The organism is Streptomyces kronopolitis, assembly GCF_050953795.1.
Lineage (GTDB): Bacteria > Actinomycetota > Actinomycetes > Streptomycetales > Streptomycetaceae > Streptomyces > Streptomyces kronopolitis_A.
This window is the reverse complement of sequence record NZ_CP191850.1, coordinates 2,338,352-2,359,666: the sequence shown is the minus strand read 5'-3', so window position 1 is coordinate 2,359,666 and position 21,315 is coordinate 2,338,352. Positions and strand designations below refer to the sequence as shown.

16 protein-coding genes are annotated in these 21,315 nt (G+C 73.5%); 3 read left to right on the top strand and 13 right to left on the bottom strand.

What is annotated here, in order from left to right; all coding sequences use genetic code 11:
- Positions 1–5: 5 nt before the first annotated feature.
- The gene (locus ACQP17_RS10310) at positions 6–890 is read right to left on the bottom strand and encodes a TIGR01777 family oxidoreductase (protein ID WP_433855984.1); all 885 of its coding nucleotides are present in this window, start codon (positions 888–890) and stop codon (positions 6–8) included.
- A gap of 89 nt (positions 891–979) precedes the next feature.
- A complete protein-coding gene (locus ACQP17_RS10305; RefSeq protein ID WP_433859877.1) occupies positions 980–1,498 on the bottom strand; it encodes a DUF4240 domain-containing protein in 519 nt (172 codons plus the stop codon).
- A gap of 252 nt (positions 1,499–1,750) precedes the next feature.
- Between ACQP17_RS10305 and ACQP17_RS10300 the strand changes: the two genes are divergently transcribed.
- Entirely contained in the window at positions 1,751–3,676 is a 1,926-nt protein-coding gene (locus ACQP17_RS10300) for a hypothetical protein (protein WP_433855983.1), read from the top strand.
- Positions 3,677–3,802: 126 nt separating this feature from the next.
- A complete protein-coding gene (locus ACQP17_RS10295) occupies positions 3,803–4,717 on the top strand; it encodes an SDR family oxidoreductase (protein WP_433855982.1) in 915 nt (304 codons plus the stop codon).
- A 28-nt stretch (positions 4,718–4,745) separates the two neighbouring features.
- Here the strand turns inward: ACQP17_RS10295 and ACQP17_RS10290 are convergent, their stop codons facing one another.
- From ACQP17_RS10290 to ACQP17_RS10260, 7 genes are all read right to left on the bottom strand, one after another.
- A complete protein-coding gene (locus ACQP17_RS10290) occupies positions 4,746–5,756 on the bottom strand; it encodes a helix-turn-helix transcriptional regulator (RefSeq protein ID WP_433855981.1) in 1,011 nt (336 codons plus the stop codon).
- Between the two features lie 320 nt (positions 5,757–6,076).
- Positions 6,077–8,776, bottom strand: a complete 2,700-nt coding sequence (gene aceE / locus ACQP17_RS10285; RefSeq protein ID WP_433855980.1) for a pyruvate dehydrogenase (acetyl-transferring), homodimeric type — start codon at positions 8,774–8,776, stop codon at positions 6,077–6,079.
- 406 nt (positions 8,777–9,182) lie between these two features.
- A complete protein-coding gene (locus tag ACQP17_RS10280) occupies positions 9,183–9,806 on the bottom strand; it encodes a GntR family transcriptional regulator (protein ID WP_189103907.1) in 624 nt (207 codons plus the stop codon).
- A gap of 137 nt (positions 9,807–9,943) precedes the next feature.
- Complete coding sequence (gene sucB / locus ACQP17_RS10275) at positions 9,944–11,680, bottom strand: 2-oxoglutarate dehydrogenase, E2 component, dihydrolipoamide succinyltransferase (RefSeq protein WP_433855979.1); 1,737 nt, start codon at positions 11,678–11,680, stop codon at positions 9,944–9,946.
- 55 nt (positions 11,681–11,735) lie between these two features.
- Positions 11,736–13,124: a dihydrolipoyl dehydrogenase gene (gene lpdA, locus ACQP17_RS10270; protein ID WP_433855978.1), complete on the bottom strand. Its 1,389-nt coding sequence runs from the start codon at positions 13,122–13,124 to the stop codon at positions 11,736–11,738.
- A gap of 372 nt (positions 13,125–13,496) precedes the next feature.
- Complete coding sequence (locus ACQP17_RS10265; RefSeq protein ID WP_433855977.1) at positions 13,497–15,035, bottom strand: leucyl aminopeptidase; 1,539 nt, start codon at positions 15,033–15,035, stop codon at positions 13,497–13,499.
- Between the two features lie 199 nt (positions 15,036–15,234).
- The gene (locus ACQP17_RS10260) at positions 15,235–16,029 is read right to left on the bottom strand and encodes an adenosylcobinamide-GDP ribazoletransferase (protein ID WP_433855976.1); all 795 of its coding nucleotides are present in this window, start codon (positions 16,027–16,029) and stop codon (positions 15,235–15,237) included.
- Positions 16,030–16,138: 109 nt separating this feature from the next.
- Here ACQP17_RS10260 and ACQP17_RS10255 point away from each other — a divergent pair, with 109 nt between their 5' ends.
- Positions 16,139–16,876, top strand: a complete 738-nt coding sequence (locus ACQP17_RS10255; RefSeq protein ID WP_433855975.1) for a hypothetical protein — start codon at positions 16,139–16,141, stop codon at positions 16,874–16,876.
- On the opposite strand, the gene ACQP17_RS10250 is transcribed toward ACQP17_RS10255, so the two are convergent.
- From ACQP17_RS10250 to ACQP17_RS10235, 4 genes are all read right to left on the bottom strand, one after another.
- The gene (locus ACQP17_RS10250; protein WP_433855974.1) at positions 16,851–17,600 is read right to left on the bottom strand and encodes a hypothetical protein; all 750 of its coding nucleotides are present in this window, start codon (positions 17,598–17,600) and stop codon (positions 16,851–16,853) included. The two genes, ACQP17_RS10255 and ACQP17_RS10250, sit on opposite strands and share 26 nt — an antisense overlap.
- Positions 17,597–19,345, bottom strand: coding sequence for a phosphatidylglycerol lysyltransferase domain-containing protein (locus tag ACQP17_RS10245; RefSeq protein WP_433855973.1), 1,749 nt, complete (start codon positions 19,343–19,345; stop codon positions 17,597–17,599). The genes ACQP17_RS10250 and ACQP17_RS10245 overlap by 4 nt, the downstream gene beginning before the upstream one ends.
- Before the next feature lie 148 nt (positions 19,346–19,493).
- A complete protein-coding gene (gene cobT / locus ACQP17_RS10240; RefSeq protein ID WP_433855972.1) occupies positions 19,494–20,540 on the bottom strand; it encodes a nicotinate-nucleotide--dimethylbenzimidazole phosphoribosyltransferase in 1,047 nt (348 codons plus the stop codon).
- A 16-nt stretch (positions 20,541–20,556) separates the two neighbouring features.
- Positions 20,557–21,303, bottom strand: a complete 747-nt coding sequence (locus ACQP17_RS10235) for a class I SAM-dependent methyltransferase (protein ID WP_433855971.1) — start codon at positions 21,301–21,303, stop codon at positions 20,557–20,559.
- Positions 21,304–21,315 lie beyond the last annotated feature (12 nt).

Below are 21,315 nucleotides of genomic sequence, written 5' to 3'. Positions count from 1 at the left end.
GACGCCTATGCCGCCCGGATCGCGTCGATGATCCGCGGGTGGCGGAAGACGAACCCCGAGTCCAGCAGCCGCTGCGGGACGACCCGCTGGCTGCCCAGCACATCGCCGGCGAACTCCCCGAGGGCGGCCCGCAGTACCGGCGCCGGAACGGTGCACAGCGTGGGCCGGTTCAGGACACGGCCCATCACGGCGGTCGCCTCGCGATTGGTGACCGGTTCCGGCGCCGTCAGGTTGACCGGTCCGGTGAGGTCGTCGGCGTCCAGGAGGTGGCGCAGCGCCGCGATGTGGTCCGTCAGCGAGATGAAGCTCCAGTACTGGCTGCCGTCCCCGAACCGGCCGCCGAGGCCGAGCCGGAAGACCGGGAAGAGCCGTCCCCAGGCGCCGCCGGAGCGGGCCACGACCAGACCGGTGCGGGCGAAGACGGTGCGGATGCCGGCGTCCCGGACCGGCCGCGCGGCGTCCTCCCAGGCCGTGCAGACCTCCGGCAGGAAGCCGTGGCCGGCCGGTGCGCTCTCGTCGGTGCGCAGGTCGCCGGTGTCGCCGTAGTAGCCGATCGCGCTGCCGGAGACGAAGACCCGCGGCGGGATGTCCATGGCGGTGAGCGCCGCGGCGAGGGTCCGGGTGCCCAGCACGCGGCTGTCGCGGATCTCCTGCTTGTAGGCGGCCGTCCAGCGGTGGTCGCCGACCCCGGCACCGGCCAGATGGACGACCGCCTCGCAGCCGGCCAGCCCCGCCGGGTCGAGCTCCTGGCGCCTGGGGTCCCAGCGCACCTCGCCGGCCGCCGCGGGGGCACGCCGCACGAGCCGGACGACCTCATGGCCGTCCGTGCGCAGGGACCGGACGAGCGCCGTGCCGATGAGTCCGGTCGAGCCGGTGATCGCGATCCGCATGGGGCCATACTGCCGCAGTCACGGCCGGCAGCGGAATCCGCGGCGCCGCTTGCGCCGCGTCGGCTGAAACACCCTCAGCCGCCGCGGGCTCAGGAGCGGAACCGGTCCCAGAGGCGGGGCAGACGCTCCGCCAGGGCCTGGTCGTCCTCGAAGTCGAGGTAGCCGCCGGTCGGTTCGCGCGGCGGCGCGGGCAGCGCCAGATCGGGCATCACCCCGCCGGTCAACTGCTCGTAGGCCTCGTCGGCCGCGTAGCCCAGCTCCTCGGCATCGCCGTCCAGCGCCTCGTCGAAGTCGTCCAGCAGCTCGGCGAGCTGGTCCGGGTCGTGCAGCGCGCCCTCGAAGACCTCCCGGCCCTGGCCGATCAGCCAGCAGCGGAAGTAGTCGAAGGCGTCGTCGCCGGCGCCGCCCAGCAGCAGGGTCGCCGCGGCCCACAGATCCCAGGAGTACGCCCGGTTGTAGCGCGCCTCGAAATGACGGGCGAAGTCTACGACGGCGTCCGGATCGAGCCCGAGCAGCCTCTCGACCAGCGCGTCGGCCTGCTCTTCGGGGTCGCCCTCGGCCACCTCGCGGGAACTGTCGATCAGTTCCCAGAACTCCGTCTCGTCCATCACGGCTCCAGCATCGGCCCTGCCGGGCCCCGCCGCATGCGGAGTACCCCGGATGCGACGGGGTCGTTATCCGGATCGGTGACGTGGTGTCCGCCGCGGTGACGGGATGTTCGGATCGGTGACGGTGTGTTCGGGCCGGCGCCGCTCGGCGGGGCGCCGTGTGACCGTCCCACGAATCACTCGTTGGAACGCGTGCACCACCCACGACGGCGCATTCCACCATTTTGCGAAGGGCTGTTCCAGGCCATGCCCATGGACGAACGCACCCGGGCCGATGTCGAACGGGCCGAGGCGGCCATCGTCGAGCACTATCCACGGCTCGTCCGCCTCGCCTACCTCGTCCTGCCCCCGTCGATGGGCCGCCACCGCCGGGTCCTGACCGCGCACGCCCTGGTCCAGCGGGCCCTGCCGCGGGCCCGGCTGCGCCGGCCGGACGGCGGGCTCCCGGCCCAGCGCGGACCGGCCGCCGAGGCCGGCTACGACCTGGTGCGGCTGCGGACCCTGCGGCTGGCGCTGGCCTACGAGGGGCGGGCCCGCCACGGGCTGCCGGTGCTGCCGCAGGTCTGGGGGCTGCGGCTGTTCCCGCGGGCCGGCGGAGCCGAGGAACTCGCGCTGGACCAGGCGCTGTCCGCGGTCCCCGCCTCGGTACGCGCCACCCTCGGGCTGTGGCACCTGGAGGGCCTGGACGAGGAGGCCGCGCGCACCGTGCTCGAAGAGGCCGGGGCGCCCGCCCCGGACCTGGCGCAGCAGGCGGCCGGGCAGCTGGACCGCGAGGCCGGGGCCGGCGCCGGGGGGCTGCTGAACTCCGCGGAGTTCGACCCCTGCACGGTGCAGACCCGGCCGACGGATCTGCTGCGGCGCCGGCAGCGGCTGCGGGCGGCGGCCGCGCTGAGCGCCGTACTCGTCCTCGGTGCGACGGCGGCCGGGCTGTGGTGGGGCGCGGGAGACCCGCCGGTGCGTCCGCGGACCGTCGCGGAACAGGCGCTGGACCCGGCCCGGCTGGTACGCACCCCCAACGACCGGTGGGCGGACACCTCCCGGGTGGACTTCACCGCCTGGCCCGCCCGCGGCCGGCAGGCCGGCGACCGCGAACTGCTGGGGCGGGCGCTGCGGGTCTGGGCGGCGCCGCCCGCCGATACCCGGATCACCGCGGCCGCGGGCACCTCCACCCGGCCGCCGGACCATCCGCCGCAGCTGCTCTACGCGGGGCTGATCGACAACGTGATGGTGGTGGTCTTCCACGACGGTGAGCGGCTGGTGCGCTACGCCGAGCCCGAAGACGCCACGCCCACGCTGCACTTCGCACGGGTCGACGGCGCGGATCTGACCACCGGCGCCGCGCTGGTGATCGGGCGCGGCAACGGCTGGATGCGCTATCTGCTCGCGCCCTGGATCTCCGAGATCACCACCCGCGATCTGCTGGCGCCGGCCGCCGCGCCGCACGGCCTGCACGTCGCACCGGACGGGGTCACCGACCGCATCGCGACCCCGCCCGCGCCGGGCGGCGGCTGCGGACGCTGGCCGGTCGCGCGGTTCCGGCCCTCGACCCGGGTCGTGGAGAACGCCGCCCACGGGGATGACGCGACCTTCCTGCTGGCCGACCTCGACGACCTCGTGCCCGTCCACCTGCGCTACGTGCCGCCGCCGTCCGCCGGCGGCAACCCGGCCGGCGATCCGCACGAGGCCACCGGCGCCCCGGCGCTGCGGAGCTGGGCCCGTACCGCCTGTGAACTCGGGGCGCTGCGCGGCACCGGCGTACGGTCCGTCACCGACTGGGCGTTCGCCGAGCAACGCCTCCCGGAGGACGCGGGACGGGCGACCTGGGTGTGCACCCGCGCGGACACCTGGCGCGGGCCCGGGAGCGTGACGCTGCGGTTCCTGCCGCCGGCCGCGCGCCCGGCCGACCCCGGGCGGATCGCCGGCCGGGCCACGGACACCGCCGCCTGCAGCAGCTTCGGTCCGCATGTGGTGGGCGAGATCCACTGGCGGGCGAAGACCGGCAGGTGGTACCTCCTCGCGGCCGGCAGCCAGGAGGTCGGCGACCTCGCCGCCACCGGGGGCGTCCGGGCCACGGGCGACGGGAGCACGCTGGCCGCACCGGCCGACCCGGGCGCCCCGGCGACGGTCACCGGGCGGCTGCGGAGCGGCGTGAGCGTGCGGGCGTTCGGCCCCTACTAGGACTAGGGGGCGGCTCGCGGGGGAGATCCGCGGAGTGTCCGGCGAATCCCGACAGGAGATGTCCGGTTTCGCTGTCAGGGTCGCCGTGTACGGGGGCGACGGACCGGACGGCGAGGAGTGGCGCAGGTGACGAAGGAACTGGCGGGACGGGTGGCGCTGGTGGCCGGGGCGACCCGGGGCGCGGGCCGGGCGATGGCGGTGGAGCTGGGGCGGGCCGGCGCCCTCGTGTACGTGACCGGGCGGACGACGCGGGAGCGGGTCAGCGAGGTCGGACGGCCCACGGAGACCATCGAGGAGACCGCGGAGCTGGTCACCGAGGAGGGCGGCACCGGCATCGCCGTACCCGTCGACCATCTGGAGCCGGAGCAGGTCGGGGCACTGGTCGAGCGGATCGACCGGGACCAGGGCCGGCTGGATGTGCTGGTCAACAGCCTCTGGGGCGGCGACCGGCTGATCGAGTTCGGCACCCGGCTGTGGGACCTGGATCTGGCGGGCGGCCTGCGGATGCTCCGCCTGGGCATCGACTCCCACCTCATCACCAGCCATTACGCGCTGCCGCTGCTGATCCGGCGGCCCGGCGGGCTGGTCGTCGAGATCACCGACGGCACCGCCGACTTCAACCGCCGCTACCGCGACAACCTCTGCTTCGATCTCGCCAAGAACGCGCCGCACCGCATCGCCTTCGGCCTCGCCGCCGAACTCGGCGAACACGGCGGCACGGCGGTCTCGCTGACCCCCGGGTTCCTGCGGTCCGAGGAGATGCTGGACCACTTCGGGGTGACGGAGGAGACCTGGCGCGAGGCGGTGGCCACCGACCCGCACTTCGCCATCGCCGAGTCGCCGGCCCTGATCGCCCGCGGGGTGCGGGCGCTGGCCGCCGACCCGGACAAGGCGCGCTGGAGTGGCCGTTCGCTCTCCAGCGGGCAGCTGGCGAAGGAGTACGGCTTCACCGACACCGACGGCTCCTGCCCCGACTGCTTCGGTTACTTCGAGGACGTGGTCTTCGGCGGCCGGGACGCGCCCGCGGCCGACTACCGCTGACGGCCGCCCGCGCCGTACGGTCGCCCGCCTACCCATATCCGGCCGCCATCCGGCGGGCGGCCGCCGCCATACGCTCCCGCAGGCCGGCGGGCGCGAGCACCTCGGCCTCGGGGCCGAGCGCCAGCAGCTGGGCGTAGGCGACCTCGGGGGACTCCACGGCCAGGGTGACCGTCAGGCGGCCCTGCTCATCGGGGCCGGCGGCCTCCCGGGCCCGGGCGACCGCCTCGCGGGCCGCGGCGCGGTCGGTGACGTACGGCAGCTGGCGTACGCCGTCCGCGGAGAGCCGCAGCACCACCTCCGCGCGCAGGATCGAGCGGGCGAACTCCGCGGCCCGCGCCGCCCAGAACGCGGGCAGGTCGAAGGAGGCGTCACGGTCGAACCGGCCGGTGCGGGGCCCGGTGGCCGCGGCGTCCTCCTCGGCCGCGGCGGCCGTCACGGCGGTGAACCGGTCTACCCGGTAGACGCGGTAGTCCCCCTCGACGCGCGCCGCGAGATACCAGACCCCTGCCTTCAGTACCAGGCCGTACGGCTCCAACTCCCGAGTCACCTCGGTGTCCTTGCGGAGGTAGCGGGCGGTGAGGCGGCGGTCGTCCCGGACCGCTTCGGCGAGCGCGGGGAGCAGCTCGGGGGGCTCGGGCTGCTGGTACCAGCCGGGTGCGTCGAGGTGGAAGCGCTGGGCGGCGCCCCTCGCGGCGTCCCGCAGCTCGGGCAGCAGGGCGGCGGAGACCTTCAGCCGCGCGGCGCAGGCGGCGTCCGCCAGACCCATCTCGCGCAGCGCCGTGGGCACTCCGGACAGGAACAGCGCCTCGGCCTCGCTGCGGGCGAGACCGGTGAGGCGGGTGCGGTAGCCGCCGATGAGGCGGTAGCCGCCCGTCCGGCCGCGGTCCGCGTAGACCGGGACGCCGGCCTCGGAGAGGGAGAGCACATCACGGGCGACCGTGCGCTCGGACACCTCCAGCTCCCGCGCCAGCTCGCCGGCCGTCATCGACGGCCGCGCCTGGAGCAGCAACACCATCTTGATCAGCCGGGCAGCACGCATGTCCTCATGATGCGGGCGACCACTGACAACGGCCGGGGTGACGGTGGCCGGGCGGCACGGGCGGGCCGGGCCGCCACGGTCATCTCGTCCGCACGGCACGGCACGGTACGGCACAGCGCGGCGCGGTACGGCACGACATGGCACGGCGACGCGGCCCGCCCGGCGGCGAACGAAAGCCCGCCCGGCCGTGGTCAGGGCTGGACCGGCCGGGCGGAGCGGGTTCCCGTGCGAAGGCCCCGGGCGCGGGTGGGCGGCCTCCGCACGGGAGTTCGGGGTGCCCGTGAGGGCGGGCGGACCCGGGAGCGGGTCCGCCCCTGGGATCACAGCCCGTAGCGCTCGCGGGCCTCCTTGACGGCCGCCGCCTTGACCTCGCCACGGCGGGCGAGGGCGGCCAGCGCCTGGACGACCACCGACTGCGGGTCGACGCCGAAGTGCCGGCGGGCCGCCTCACGGGTGTCGGACAGGCCGAAGCCGTCGGTGCCGATGGAGGTCCAGTCCTGCTCGACCCACGGCGCGATCTGGTCCGGAATCGCCCGCATCCAGTCGCTGACCGCGACGACCGGGCCGGGCGCACCGGCCAGCGCACGGGTCACGTACGGGATGCGGTCCTCGCCCTCCAGACGGGCGGCGTCGCACTCCAGGGCGTCCCGGCGCAGCTCCGTCCAGGACGGCGCCGACCACACATCGGCCGCCACGCCCCAGTCCTCGGCCAGCAGCCGCTGTGCCTCCAGGGCCCAGTGGATGGCGGTGCCGGACGCCAGCAGTTGCAGCTGCGGGCTGTCGGCCTCGGGCCGGGCGCCCTCGTTGAAGCGGTACAGGCCCTTGAGGATGCCCTCTTCGACGCCCTCGGGCATGGCCGGCTGGACCTTGGTCTCGTTGTAGACCGTCAGGTAGTAGAAGACGTCCTCGGCGTCGGGGCCGTACATCCGACGCAGGCCCTCCTTGACGATGACGGCCACCTCGTAGGCGAAGGCCGGGTCGTAGGAGAGGGCCGCCGGGTTGGTGGAGGCGATCAGGTGCGAGTGGCCGTCGGCGTGCTGGAGACCCTCGCCGGTCATCGTCGTCCGGCCGGCGGTGGCGCCGATGACGAAGCCGCGGCCCAACTGGTCGGCCAGCGCCCAGAACTGGTCGGCGGTGCGCTGCCAGCCGAACATCGAGTAGAAGATGTAGAAGGGGATCATCGGCTCGCCGTGCGTCGCGTAGGACGTCGCGGCGGCGGTGAAGTCGGCGAGCGAACCGGCCTCGGTGATGCCCTCGTTGAGGATCTGGCCGTCCTTGGCTTCCTTGTACCAGAGCAGCTGATCGCGGTCGACCGGGTCGTAGGTCGCGCCCCGGGGGGAGTAGAGGCCGGCCGTCGGGAAGAGGGACTCCATGCCGAAGGTGCGGGCCTCGTCGGGGACGATCGGCACCCAGCGCTTGCCGGTCTCCTTGTCCCGCATCAGGTCCTTGACCAGCCGGACGAACGCCATGGTGGTGGCGATCTCCTGGCTGCCGGAGCCCTTCTTCAGGGCGTCGAAGGCCTTGTCGGCGGGCATCGGCAGCGGCTTGGCGACGACCTTGCGGGCGGGCGCCGGGCCGTCGAGGGCGGCGCGCCGCTTTCGCAGGTAGACCATCTCGGGCGCGTCCTCGGCCGGGCGCCAGTACGGCACCCGGTCGCCCTCCAGGGCGCTGTCCGGGATGGGGAGTTCCAGGACGTCCCGCATGGTGCGGAACTCCGCCATGGTCAGCTTCTTCATCTGGTGGTTGGCGTTGCGGGACTCGAAGCCCGCGCCGAGGGTGTAGCCCTTGACGGTCTGCGCCAGGACGACGGTCGGGGCGCCCTTGTGCTCGACGGCGGCCCGGTAGGCGGCGTACACCTTGCGCGGCTCGTGGCCGGCGCGGGAGGTCTGGAACAGCTCCAGCAGCTTGGCGTCGGTGAGGCGGCTGGCGAGCGCGCGCAGCGAGTCGTTCGCGCCGAAGAAGTGCTCACGCAGGTAGGCGGCGTCGCGGGTGGCGTAGGTCTGGAACTGCGCGTCGGGGGTCTCGCCGAGGCGGCGGATCAGGGCGCCGTCGGTGTCGAGCGCGAAGACCTCGTCCCAGGCCCGGCCCCACAGCGACTTGACGACGTTCCAGCCGGCGGCGCGGAACTGGGCCTCCAGCTCCTGCACGATCTTGAAGTTCGGGCGGACCGGGCCGTCGAGGCGCTGCAGGTTGCAGTTGATGACGAAGGTCAGGTTGTCCAGGCCCTCGCGGCCGGCCAGCGCCAGGGCGGCGGTCGACTCGGGCTCGTCCATCTCGCCGTCGCCCAGGAACGCCCAGACGTGGGAGTGGGCGGTGTCCTTGATGCCGCGGTGCTCCAGGTAGCGGTTGAAGCGCGCCTGGTAGATGGCGGAGAGCGGGCCCAGCCCCATGGAGACGGTGGGGAACTCCCACAGCCACGGCAGCCGCCGCGGGTGCGGGTAGGAGGGCAGGCCCTCGCCGCCGGCCTCCTGGCGGAAGTGGTCGAGGTGGTCCTCGGTGAGGCGGCCTTCGAGGAAGGCGCGGGCGTAGACGCCGGGGGAGGCGTGGCCCTGGATGTAGAGCTGGTCGCCGCTCCCTCCCCCGGCTTCCGCCGGGGATGCCCCCAGCCCCTCCTTGCCGCGGAAGAAGTGCTGGAAGCCGGTCTCGTAGAGCCAGGCGGCCGAGGCGAAGGTGGCGATGTGGCCGCCCAGGCCCAGTGCGGAGCCGCGGGTGACCATCGCGGCGGCGTTCCAGCGGTTCCACGCGGTGATCCGGGCCTCCAGCGCCTCGTCACCCGGGAAGTCGGGCTCGGCGGAGGTCGGGATGGTGTTGACGTGGTCCGTCTCCAGCAGGGACGGCAGGGCGGTGCCCTCGGTGCGCGCGGTGTGCTCCAGGGCACGGCGCATCAGATAGGCGGCGCGATGCGGACCTGCTGCCGCGGTGACCGCGTCGAGCGACTCGCGCCATTCGGCCGTCTCCTCGGGATCACGGTCCGGGATCTGGTCGAGCTGGCTGTACGGCAGGCGCACGGGATCGGGCATGGGTGGCCCCTTTCCGGACGGGAGGGAAGCTCGGGGTGTCGTCGTGGCCGGGTCCGCGGTCCACAGGGCAGGACGGCGGACCCTCGACGACAGCCCGACGAGTTCGGCAGGCAGGTGTGGGTGTCGCGCCCCGACGGAGACGATACGCCTCTGATCGATGATCGATCAACGCTCCCCGAAGGAATTGCCGCAGGTCGGCACGGGGTGCCGTAATTTCGGGCACGGCGTGCCTGGCGGAAGGGGGGCGATCGCCGTGTCAGGGACGGTCCCGCCGCCCTGTCCGGGAGGGGACCGTCACCCCGTACGGGAAGGCCCCGTCACCCCGTGCGGGAAGGCCCCGTCACCCCGTGCGGGAGAGGCCACCCGCCCCTCCCGCACGCTCCCGGGCCCGGGGGCCCGAACTCCCTCACACCCGGGGCGCGCAGCTCAGCACGTGGGACTTGAGCAGGGCGCCGATCTTCGGGTCGCGCCGCCGGAAGGCGTCCACGATCTCCTGGTGGTCCTGGGCGTGCGAGCGCGGCTCCGGGCTGAACCAGCGGATCGACAGCGTCGTCCAGACCTCGATGCCCAGCGACTCCCAGGTGTGCAGCAGGACGGCGTTCCCGGCGGCCTGCACGATCTCGCGGTGGAAGGCCACGGTGTGCCGCACCTGCTCCTCGCCGTCCCCGGCCAGGTCCGCCGCGCGCAGCGCCGTCACCTCCTGCTCCAGCGCCGCGGTGTCCTCGGCCAGCCGCCCGGCGGCCAGCTCGGCGGCCACCTGCTCCAGCCCGGCACGCACCGGATAGCTCTCCTTGAGGTCGTCCGCGGTCAGATTCCGCACCCGGACGCCCTTGTTCGGTGCCGACTCGATCAGCTGGAGCGACTCCAGCTCGCGCAGTGCCTCGCGTACGGGCGTCTGGCTGACCTCCAGCTCCACCGCGATCCGCCGCTCGACGATCCGCTCGCCCGGCTGCCAGCGGCCGCTGACGATCCCCTCGAGGATGTGCTCGCGGATCTGCTCGCGCAGCGAATGGACGACGGGCGGGGTCATGGGGTGCTCCTTCAGAGCGTGGGGTGGCAGGGCCATTATCCGGGACGCGACCGCGCAAAGGGGCCGGCCCCGGTTCGTACGTGACGCTGTACGAACCGGGGCCGGCCCCTTGCACACCTACGGGCTGACTACCGGGCTCAGAGACCGATCTCGGTCTCGAACTCGGCGGCCTCCAGGATCTGCTTGACCGTGGTCAGGTAGCGGGCGGCGTCCGCGCCGTCCACCAGACGGTGGTCGTAGGAGAGCGCGAGGTAGGTCATGTCGCGCACCGCGATGGTCTCGCCCAGCTCCGGGTGGTTGATGACCACCGGGCGCTTGACGGTGGCACCGATGCCCAGGATGCCGACCTGGTTCGGCGGCACGATGACGGTGTCGAACAGGGCGCCGCGCGAACCGGTGTTGCTGATGGTGAAGGTCGCACCGGACAGCTCGTCCGGCGTGATCTTGTTCGCGCGGACCTTGCCCGCCAGGTCCGCCGTCTTGCGGGCGATGCCGGCGATGTTGAGGTCACCGGCGTCCTTGATGACCGGGGTCATCAGGCCCTTCTCCGCGTCCACCGCGATACCGACGTTCTCGGTGTCGAAGTAGGTGATGGTGCCCTCGTCCTCGTTGATCCGGGCGTTGACGACCGGGTGGGCCTTCAGCGCCTGGACAGCGGCCTTGACGAAGAACGGCATCGGGGAGAGCTTGACGCCCTCACGCTGCGCGAAGGCGTCCTTGGCCTGGTTGCGCATCCGCATGATCTTGGTGATGTCCACCTCGACCACGGTGGTCAGCTGCGCCTGGCCGTGCAGGGCCTTCATCATGTTGTCGCCGATGACCTTGCGCATCCGCGGCATCTTGACGGTCTGACCGCGCAGCGGGGACGCCTCGATGGCCGGGCCCGTCGACTTGGCAGCCGCGGCCGCCGGCGCGGCCGGAGCGGCGGCCTTGGCGGCCTCCGCGGCGGCGATGACGTCCTGCTTGCGGACGCGGCCACCGACCCCGGTGCCCTTGACCGTGCTCAGGTCGACGCCGCTCTCCGCGGCGAGCTTGCGCACCAGCGGGGTGACGTACGCGCCCTCACCGGCGGCCGGAGCCGGGGCGGCGGGAGCGGCGGGGGCCGGAGCGGCGGCCGGTGCCGGGGCGGCCGGAGCCGGCGCGGGGGCCGGAGCCGGAGCGGCGGCGGGCTCCGGGGCGGCCGGGGCCGGCGCGGGAGCCGGGGTGGGCTCCGGAGCGGCGGCGGGGGCCGGGGCCGGGGCGGCAGCGGCCGGAGCGGCGGCGGCCTGGTCGGCCGAACCGATCACGGCGAGCTTGGCGCCGACCTCGGCGGTCTCGTCCTCACCGACGACGATCTCCAGCAGGGTGCCGGAGGCCGGCGCCGGGATCTCGGTGTCGACCTTGTCGGTGGAGACCTCCAGCAGCGGCTCGTCGGCCTGGACCTCCTCGCCGACCTCCTTCAGCCAGCGGGTGACGGTGCCCTCGGTGACGCTCTCGCCGAGCGCGGGGAGGACGACGTCGGTGCCCTCGGCGCCACCCGCGGGGGCGGCGGCCGGGGCGGGGGCCTCGGCCGCCGGAGCCGCGGAGGGCTCGGGCTGCGGCTCGGCCGCGGGGGCCTCGGCAGCGGCCGGGGCCGGGGCAGCGGCAGGCGCGCCGGTGCCGTCGTCGATGACGGCCAGCTCGGCGCCGACCTCCACGGTCTCGTCCTCGGCCACCTTGATGGCGGACAGGACGCCGGCGGCCGGGGCCGGGATCTCGGTGTCGACCTTGTCGGTCGACACCTCGAGCAACGGCTCGTCGGCCTCGACGCGCTCACCCTCGGCCTTGAGCCAGCGGGTGACGGTGCCCTCGGTGACGCTCTCGCCGAGCGCCGGCAGGGTTACAGAAACCGCCATGGTTTCAGTTGCTCCTTACAAAAGTGGTGCGGATGTGATCGCGCCCGGGAAGGGGTCAGTCGTGGGAGTGGAGAGGCTTGCCGGCCAGGGCCAGGTGGGCCTCGCCGAGGGCCTCGTTCTGCGTCGGGTGCGCGTGGATGAGCTGCGCAACCTCGGCCGGCAGGGCCTCCCAGTTGTAGACCAGCTGGGCCTCACCGACCTGCTCGCCCATACGGTCACCGACCATGTGGACGCCGACCACGGCACCGTCCTTGACCTGGACGAGCTTGATCTCGCCCGTGGTCTTGAGGATCTTGCTCTTGCCGTTGCCCGCGAGGTTGTACTTGAGAGCGACGACCTTGTCGGCGCCGTACAGCTCCTTGGCCTTGGCCTCGGTGATGCCCACCGACGCGACCTCGGGGTGGCAGTACGTGACGCGCGGCACGCCGTCGTAGTCGATCGGCACGGTCTTCTGACCGGCCAGCCGCTCCGCCACCAGCATGCCCTCGGCGAAGCCGACGTGCGCGAGCTGGAGGGTGGGAACGAGGTCACCGACGGCCGAGATGGTCGGCACGTTGGTCTGCATGTACTCGTCGACGAGGACGTAGCCGCGGTCCATCGCGACGCCCTGCTCCTCGTAGCCCAGGCCCGTCGAGACCGGCCCGCGGCCGATCGCGACCAGCAGCACCTCGGCCTCGAAGGTCTTGCCGTCGGCGAGGGTGACCTTCACGCCGTCGGCGGTGTACTCGGCCTTGTCGAAGAAGGTGCCGAGGTTGAACTTGATGCCCCGCTTGCGGAAGGCGCGCTCCAGCAGCTTGGAGCTGTTCTCGTCCTCGACCGGGACGAGGTGCTTGAGGCCCTCGACGATGGTGACGTCGGTGCCGAAGGACTTCCACGCGGAGGCGAACTCGACGCCGATGACGCCGCCGCCCAGCACGATCGCGGACTTCGGCACGCGGTTCAGCGTCAGCGCGTGGTCGGAGGAGATGATGCGGTCGCCGTCGATCTCCAGGCCCGGCAGCGACTTCGGCACGGAGCCGGTCGCCAGCAGGACGTGGCGGCCCTGGACCCGCTGGCCGTTCACGTCGACGGAGGTCGGGGAGGACAGCCGGCCCTCGCCCTCGATGTACGTCACCTTGCGGGAGGCGATCAGGCCCTGCAGGCCCTTGTACAGGCCCGAGATGACCTCGTCCTTGTACTTGTGGACCGCCTCGATGTCGATGCCCTCGAAGGTGGCCTTGACGCCGAACTGCTCGCTCTCGCGAGCCTGGTCGGCGATCTCACCGGCGTGCAGCAGAGCCTTCGTGGGGATGCAGCCGTTGTGCAGGCAGGTGCCGCCGACCTTGCCCTTCTCGATCAGGGCGACGTCCAGGCCCAGCTGCGCCCCGCGCAGGGCCGCGGCGTAGCCACCGCTGCCGCCGCCGAGGATCACTAGGTCGAAAACGGTGCTGGCGTCGTTCGCCACGTCACGTCCTCCATGCATGGGTACGCCGGAGCCGGTCTCCGATGACCGGGCGGCGGCTGTGGTTCGGCCGCATTTACTTCGGCCCTGGGTAAGGGGGGCCCTGTCCTGCCGAGAACCCATCTTCGCACTTGTTCCGGGAAGCCGGGACGGCGGGCCGGGCTGTGAGACGGTGATCAGCCGCCTCGTACGGGTTACTGGCGCGTACAAAGGTGCAGTGGGCGAAGCGCCGCCTGGGAAGGGTGGCGGTGTGCGACGGGTGGGCGGGTTTCGTCCAGGGCGAACGCGGACGAACGCGCGCCCAAGGCCCCGGGCGGGGTGCCCGGGGCCTTGGGATCAAGCGGACAGCGGGGCGGAAACGCCCCGGCCGGGCGGTCAGCCCAGGTCGCCCGCGGCGGTGCGCTCCGCCAGCCGCACCAGGGTGCGCACCGCGGATCCGGTGCCGCCCTTGGGGGTGTAGCCCCAGGGGGCGCCCTCGTGGAAGGCCGGGCCCGCGATGTCCAGGTGGGCCCAGGTGATGCCCTCGCCGATGAACTCCTTCAGGAAGAGTCCGGCGACCAGGCCGCCGCCCATCCGCTCGCCCATGTTGGCGATGTCGGCGATCGGGGAATCCATGCCCTTGCGCAGCTCGGCGGGCATCGGCATCGGCCAGGACTGCTCGCCGACCTCCTCCGCGATCTCGTGGATCGAGGTGCGGAAGGCGTCGTCGTTGGCCATGATCCCGAAGGTGCGGTTGCCCAGGGCGAGCACCATGGCACCCGTCAGGGTGGCGACGTCCACGATCGCGTCCGGGGACTCCTCCGAGGCGCGGGTCAGCGCGTCGGCCAGCACCAACCGGCCCTCGGCGTCGGTGTTGAGGACCTCGACGGTCTTGCCGCTGTACATGGTCAGCACGTCGCCGGGGCGGGTGGCCGAGCCGGACGGCATGTTCTCGGCGAGCGCCAGCCAGCCGGTGATGTTCACCCGCAGGCCGAGGCGGGCGGCGGCCACGACCGCGGCGAACACGGCGGCCGCACCGCTCATGTCGCACTTCATGGTCTCGTTGTGGCCGGCCGGCTTGAGCGAGATGCCGCCCGAGTCGTAGGTGATGCCCTTGCCGACCAGCGCCAGGGTCTTGTCGGCCTTGGGGTGGGTGTGCGCGATCCGCACCAGGCGCGGGGGAGCTTCGGAGCCCTGGCCGACGCCCATCAGGCCGCCGTAGCCGCCCTTCTTGAGCGCCTTCTCGTCGAGCACCTCGACCTTGAGGCCGAACTCCTTGGCGGCGGCCTGGGCCTGGGCCGCGAAGGACTTCGGGTCGAGGTCGTTGGAGGGCATGTTGATCAGGTCGCGGGCGCGGTTGATCTCCTCGGCCAGCGCGACGGCACGCTCGGCGGCGGCCTTGAACTCCTTGTCGCGCGGCTTGCCGCCGAGGATCGCGGCCTCGCCGAGCGGCGCCGAGCGGCCGTCGTCCTTCTTGCCCTTGGCGCCGGCGCCGTTGGTGCTGCGGTACGCGGTGAAGGTGTACGCGCCGAGGAGCGCGCCCTCGCTCACCGCGGCGGCCGCCTCGGCGTCCTCCAGGGGCAGGGCGAAGCCGGCCTTCTTGGTGCCGGACAGGGCGCGGGCGGCGCTGCCCGCGGCACGCCGCAGGGCCTCGTTGTCGTAGGCGTCGCCCTTGGCCGGGGCGTCGCCCAGGCCGACCGCCAGCACGACCGGAGCCTTGAGGCCGTCGGCGGCGGGCAGCTTGGTCACCTCGCCCTCGGCACCACTCGCGCCGAGGGTCTCCAGCACGGCGGCGAGCTTGCCGCCGAAGGCCTTGTCCACGGCCTCCGCGCCGGGGGCGACAACGACGCCCTTGGCGCCCTTGGCCACGCCGACGACGACGGCATCCGCACGCACCGTTGCGGCGGGAGAAGTACTGAGGGTCAGTGCAGTCACGGTGATAAGGGTCCTGTTCCGTCCGGGGAATCCGTCTGCGCGCAGCGCGCTGCTGCGGCCGAGCCTACGCTCGGCGGCGCCGCGCGGCCCTGTCCCCTACCACACCGGCGACAACACCCGTCGCGGCAGAAGGCGCCGTAAGGGGTGAACTGCCATGAAATCAGGGCGAGTCGGAGGTTGGGGAGGGGGAGTGTGAAGGTCAGCCGAGGGCGAGCGCCAGCAGCGCCGTGAGTCCGGCGCTCTCCGCGAGGGCCCCGAACACATCGCCGGTCACCCCGCCGAACCGCCGCCGGCAGTGCCGCAGCACCAGCTCGCCGAGCCCGAGTCCGGCCACCGCGGCGAGCGCGGCGTGCAGCGCGCCGTACGGGCCGAAGAGGGCGCCGGCCGCCGCGCATCCGGCGGTCACCAGCGCCGCGCACAGCAACGCCGCCCGCCTCGGGACGCTTTCCGCGACCGCCGCGCCGAGTCCCTCCGGGCGGGCGGCCGGTACCCCCGCACGGGAGGCGAGGGTCAGCGAGGTACGGGCGACGACCGCCGCGACGGCCGCCGCGGCCGCGCCGCGCGCCCAGCCCCCGGCGTACAGCCCGGACAGCGCGGCCACCTGCGCCAGCACCGTGAACAGCAGCGTGAGCACCCCGAACGGGCCGATGTCCGACTGCTTCATGATCCGCAGGGCGTCCTCGGCGGGCTTCGCGCTGCCCAGCCCGTCGGCGGTGTCGGCCAGCCCGTCCAGATGCAGTCCGCGGGTGAGCACCGCGGGCACCGCGGCGGTGCCGACCGCGGCCAGCGGCGGACCGGCGCCGAGCAGCAGCAGCGCCCCGCCGACGGCGGCCGCGCACAGCCCGACGAGCAGCCCGGCCAGTGGCGCGCAGAGCATGCCGTCGCGCGCCGCCGCCCGGTCCCAGCGGGTCAGGCGCACCGGCAGCACGGTCAGCGTCCCGAACGCGAAGCGCAGGGCGTCGGCGGCGGACGGGGGAGCGGGAGTGTCGGTCACCGCGGCAGGCTATCCGGGCGCCCCCGGCGTTTGGCTGCCGGTCCCGCGCACCGGGAGGGGGCCTAATGGTGGCCAGGTGTCCGGACGCGGCAGATGGGGAGCGAGTGGGATGGGCCACTGGTGGTACCGCAACATCGTCGAACCGGGGAAGCTGCCGCTGCTGCTCGCCCTGGCCTCGTTCGTGCTGACCTTCCTCGTCACCCGCGTCATCACCCGTCTCATCCGCGCGGGCCGGGGGCCGTTCCGCAACATCAGCCCGGGCGGCGTCCATGTGCACCACGTCGTGCCCGGGGTGGTGCTGATGGTCGTCGGCGGCTTCATCGCGCTCGCCGGCGGCCGGCGCGGCTTCGGGTCCGGTGTCGCCGCGGTGCTCTTCGGCATGGGGGTGGGCCTCGTCCTGGACGAGTTCGCGCTGATCCTGCACCTGGACGACGTCTACTGGACCGAGGAGGGCACCAAGAGTGTCGAGATCGTCATCCTCACCGTCGCCCTGGTCGCCCTGATCCTCGGCGGGTTCCTGCCGTTCGGCGTCAACGAGCTGTCCCCGGAGGAGGCCACGGACCGCTTCACCGTCGTACGGACCGTGGCCGTCAACTTCCTCTTCGCGCTCGTCGCGCTCACCAAGGGCAAGGGCCGGATGGCGGTCATCGGCGTCTTCGTGCCGTTCGTCGCGCTGTTCGGCGCGATCCGGCTGGCGCGGCCGCACTCGCCCTGGGCCCGGCGCTTCTACCGCAACCGGCCCAGGGCGCGGGCCCGTGCCCGGGTCCGCGCCGTGCGCCACGACCGCCGCTGGTCGGGGCTGCGCCGCAGGGTCGAGCAGTTCATCGGGGGTGCTCCCAGCCGCTGACGGGCCGCAGGGCCGCCGGGGTGCGCGGCAGACACGCCTCCCGCACCAGGCAGACCACCAGCACCGCCAGCACCGCCGCCACATGCTCCTTGCCCGCCAGGTTGTTCTTGATGAACACCACCTCCAGGACCATCGCGGCCACCACCGCGCCACAGGTGAACCACGCACGATGGCGCCAGCACACGTACACCGCCAGGCCCACCACGGCCGCCGAAGGCCCGGTGTCCAGCACGTACTTGTCCGCGTCGGCCAGCCCGATCGGGCTCTGCGGGCCGATCCAGATGCCGATCCGGGCGTACATCGTCCCGGCGAGCGTGGCCAGGTAGGCGACGCCCAGCGTCTGCCGCCAGCCCACGCAGATCTCGGCGATCCCGAAGACCACCAGGATCTGCGCGAGCGCGCCCCACACCGGAAGGTCCAGCGCGGGCACGAACAGCGACAGCGGGGTGCGCAGCAGCGCCAGCCACAGGTGCTCCCAGGCCTGGATGGAGCCGATGTCCTGGACCGCCCGATAGCCCCAGGCCTGGTTCTGCACACACTGGAAGACCAGGGTCAGACACACCGCGGTGAGCGTCACCGGGATCGCCCGCAGCTTGCGCACCGCCAGCGCGGACCACACCGTGGTCAGCAGGGGGCCCCACTCGGCAGCCGCGGCGCGGCGCAGGACCGGGGCCGGTGCCGGCCCCGGCGCGGGCACCTCGCGCCCCGCCCCGGCCTCGCTCATCTCGCCTTCTCCAGGTGCGTGCGGTTCAGCCACTTGGGCAGACCCGGTGCTTCCAGAAAGCCTTCCGCGCGGCCCGCGGCGATTCCGATCCGCAGCAAATCGGTGCTCTTCTCGAAGAGCATGTACCGCGGCTCCCAGATGGGCCGGTATTTCGCATTGGCGCGATAGAGCGATTCAATCTGCCACCACCGGGAGAAGAAGCTGAGCAGTGAGCGCCACAGGCGCAGCACCGGGCCCGCACCGAGCCGCGAACCGCGTTCGAAGACGGAACGGAACATCGCGAAGTTCAGTGAGAGCTGAGTGATCTCCACCTCTTTCGCGCGCTGGATCAACTCCAGCACCATGAACTCCATCAGGCCGTTCTCGGAGTTCCGCTCCCGCCGCATCAGATCCAGCGAAAGGCCCTTCGGGCCCCACGGCACAAAGCTCAGCAGGGCCCGCAGCTCACCGTCCGCGTCACGGCATTCGAGGAACACACAGCTGCCGTCGGCCGGGTCGCCGAGCCGGCCCAGCGCCATCGAGAAACCGCGCTCGGTCTCGCCGTCGCGCCAGTCGTCGGCCAGCTCCAGCAGCCGGTCCATCTCCTGCGCGGGGATGTCCTCGTGGCGCCGGATGCGGACGGTGTAGCCGGCCCGTTCGATGCGGTGGTAGGCCTGCCGCACGGTGCGCATCGCCCGTCCGGCGAGGGTGAACTGCGCGGTCTCCACGATCGCCTCGTCGCCCAGTTCCAGCGCGTCCAGCCCGTGCCGGGCGTAGATCGTGCCGCCCTCCTCGCTCGCGCCCATCACGGCCGGCGCCCAGCCGTGCGCCCGCGCCTCGGCCAGCCAGCCCTCGATCGCACCGGGCCAGGCCTCGGGGTCGCCCAGCGGATCACCGGAGGCCAGCGACACCCCGCCCACCACGCGGTAGGTGACCGCGGCCTTGCCGCTGGGGGAGAACAGCACGCTCTTGTCACGGCGCAGCGCGAAGTAGCCCAGCGAGTCGCGATCGCCGTGCCGGGTCAGCAGCCCGCGCAGCCGCTCCTCGTCGTCCGCGGTGAGCGCGTCGGTGCTGCGGACCGAGCGGAAGGCCGCCCACAGGACCGCGACCAGCAGCAATGTGCTCAGCACGTTGATCGCGACACCGACCCAGTTGGGGGTGGCGATCTCCGGGAACGCCCGACCGTCGGGGGCCAGCGACACCAGCCGCATCAGACCGTAGCGCCAGCGCTGCACGAACGTCGGGTGGCCGTCCGCGGTGTTGGTGGCGCTCACCAGCAGCGCGGCCAGCAGCGAGGTGACCAGCAGGCCGACGGCCGCGACCGCCGCCGCCAGTTTCGGATTCGCGCGGTCGCCCTTGGCGTAGAACTCCCGGCGCCCGACCACCAGCGCGACGACGAACAGACCGGTCAGCCCCAGCGACACCCAGTTCTGCACATGGCCGCGGAACTCCGGGAACGAGACCATCGCGGCGCCGAACAGCAACATCAGCAGACCGGAGAGCACCAGATTCAATATCCACGAGGCCCGCTTGCGCCGCCGCAGGGTGACACAGAGGAAGAGCGAGAAGGCGCCGGAGGCGAAGCCCGCCGTCAGCAGATACGGAGTGAAGAATTCCGCGCTGTTGTGCCGGCGGATGCCGTTACCGAACGACACCCACACCGCGCTCAGCACGTTGATGAATGTGACCGTACGCAGATACCAGATACCGAAACCGGCACCACGCCGTGACCATGGACCGCGCGTGCGGCCTTCCTCCGGACTCAAGCGATGTCTCCCATAAAACGTGTAAAGCGCGATCTTATGGGGCGCACACCGGTGGTCCGGTACGGCGAGAAGCAAACGAGCGCCCGCACAGGGGCGCCCGTCCGCTCGCTTCGTCCCGGCGGCCCGGCCGCGGTGGGCCGGTGCCGGGTCAGTCGCGCACGGGCAGTTCCGCCGCCAGGGCCGCGGCCGCCTGCACCAGTGGCAGGGCGAGCAGCGCCCCCGTCCCCTCACCCGCAGTGACGCCGTGGTCGAGCAAAGGGTTGAGCGCGATCCGGTCCAGGGCCTTGGCCTGCGCCGGCTCCCCGCTCGCCTGCCCGGCCACCCACCAGTCCGGCGCCCGGAACGCCACCCGCTGCGCCACCAGCGCACAGGCCGCCGAGACCACCCCGTCCAGGATCACCGGGGTCCGGCGCACCGCGCTCTGCAGCAGGAAGCCGGTCATCGCGGTCAGATCCGCGCCGCCGACCGCGGCCAGCAGCTCCAGCTGATCGCCGAGCACCGGACGGGCCCGCCGCAGGGCGTCGCGGATCGCCGCGCACTTGCGCATCCACGCCAGATCGTCGATCGGGGACCCGCCCCGCCCCGTGACCACCGAGGCGTCCGTGCCGCACAGCGCGGCGATCAGGGTGCTCGCCGCCGTCGTCCCGCCGACGCTCAGATCGCCCAGCACCACCACATCGGTGCCGGCGTCCGCCTCCTCGTCCGCGAGTGCCGTCCCGGCCCGGAACGCGGCCTCGGCCTCCTCGGCCGTCAGCGCGTCCTCGATGTCGATCCGCCCCGAACCGCGCCGCACGCGGTGCCGGGTGACCTCAGCGGGCAGCTCCTCCGGATCGCAGTCCACCGCCAGATCGACCACCCGCAGCTGTGCCCCCGCGCCGCGGGCCAGCACCGCCGCCGGGCTCGCACCGTCCAGCGCGGCCCGGACGAGGTCCTTGGTGGTCCCCGCCGGCCGGGCCGAGACGCCGAGCTGTGCCACGCCGTGATCGCCCGCGAACAGCAGCACCCGCGGCTGCGCCAGGGGCCGCACCGGCACCTGCTGCTGCGCGGCGGCCAGCCACTCGCCCAACTCGTCGAGGCGGCCCAGCGCTCCCGGTGGCACGGCCAGGCGCGCCCGCCGTTCCTCGGCGGTCCGGCGTACCCCGCCGTCGGGGCGCTCGATCAGATTGGCGAAGTCATCGAGATTCAGGGCGCTCATTGGGCGCAGATTACCGTCAACGCACCGCTGACGAGGCACGTCGGGGGGAACGGGCTCCCGCGAAGCGCACCTCGCACACCAGGGGCGTCAGCGCCCGCAGCACCGGTGCCCGCTGCCCGAGCCACGACGGCAGGCCCCACGCCGCCGCACCCGGCGCGGGCACCGGCCCGACCTCGCGCACCGCGGCGATCCCCGGGTGCGTACCCGCCAGCCGCGGCAGGTCCGCGCGGTCCAGCCCCCAGCGCACCGGAGCGGGCCGCCGGCCGCCGCCCGGCGCGGCCGCGGCCCGCCGGGCCAGCGCCGCGGTCAGCCGTGGCAGGGCGTCAAAGACCAGCGCACCACCGGGAAACCGCTCCGCGCACGCCGCCAGCAGCGCCCGCACCGCCGCCGGCGACAGCCGCATCAGCACCCCCGGCGCGGTGACGACGACCCCGTTCCGCGGCTCGTGCACCGCGTCCAGCCAGCCGTGGCCGCCGGCCGGGCAGGCGACCGTACGCCGCCGGGGGCCGTCCGGCAGCAGCATCCGGCGTACCGCGGCGGCCTCCGGGACCACCACCGTCAGCCAGGTCAGCCGCCCGTTGTCCAGCCGCCAGAAGCCGGTGTCGAGGCCCTCGCCGAGCGCGACCACCGTCGCCCGCGGGTACCGCTCCAGATAGCCGCGGACGGCCGCGTCGAAACGCCGCCCGCGCGCCCCCGGTTCCCGGGCGGGCGGCGCGGCCCGCCCGCCCGGCGCCTCGGTCCGGGTCCGCTCGGATTCACTCACGTCTCAAGAGCA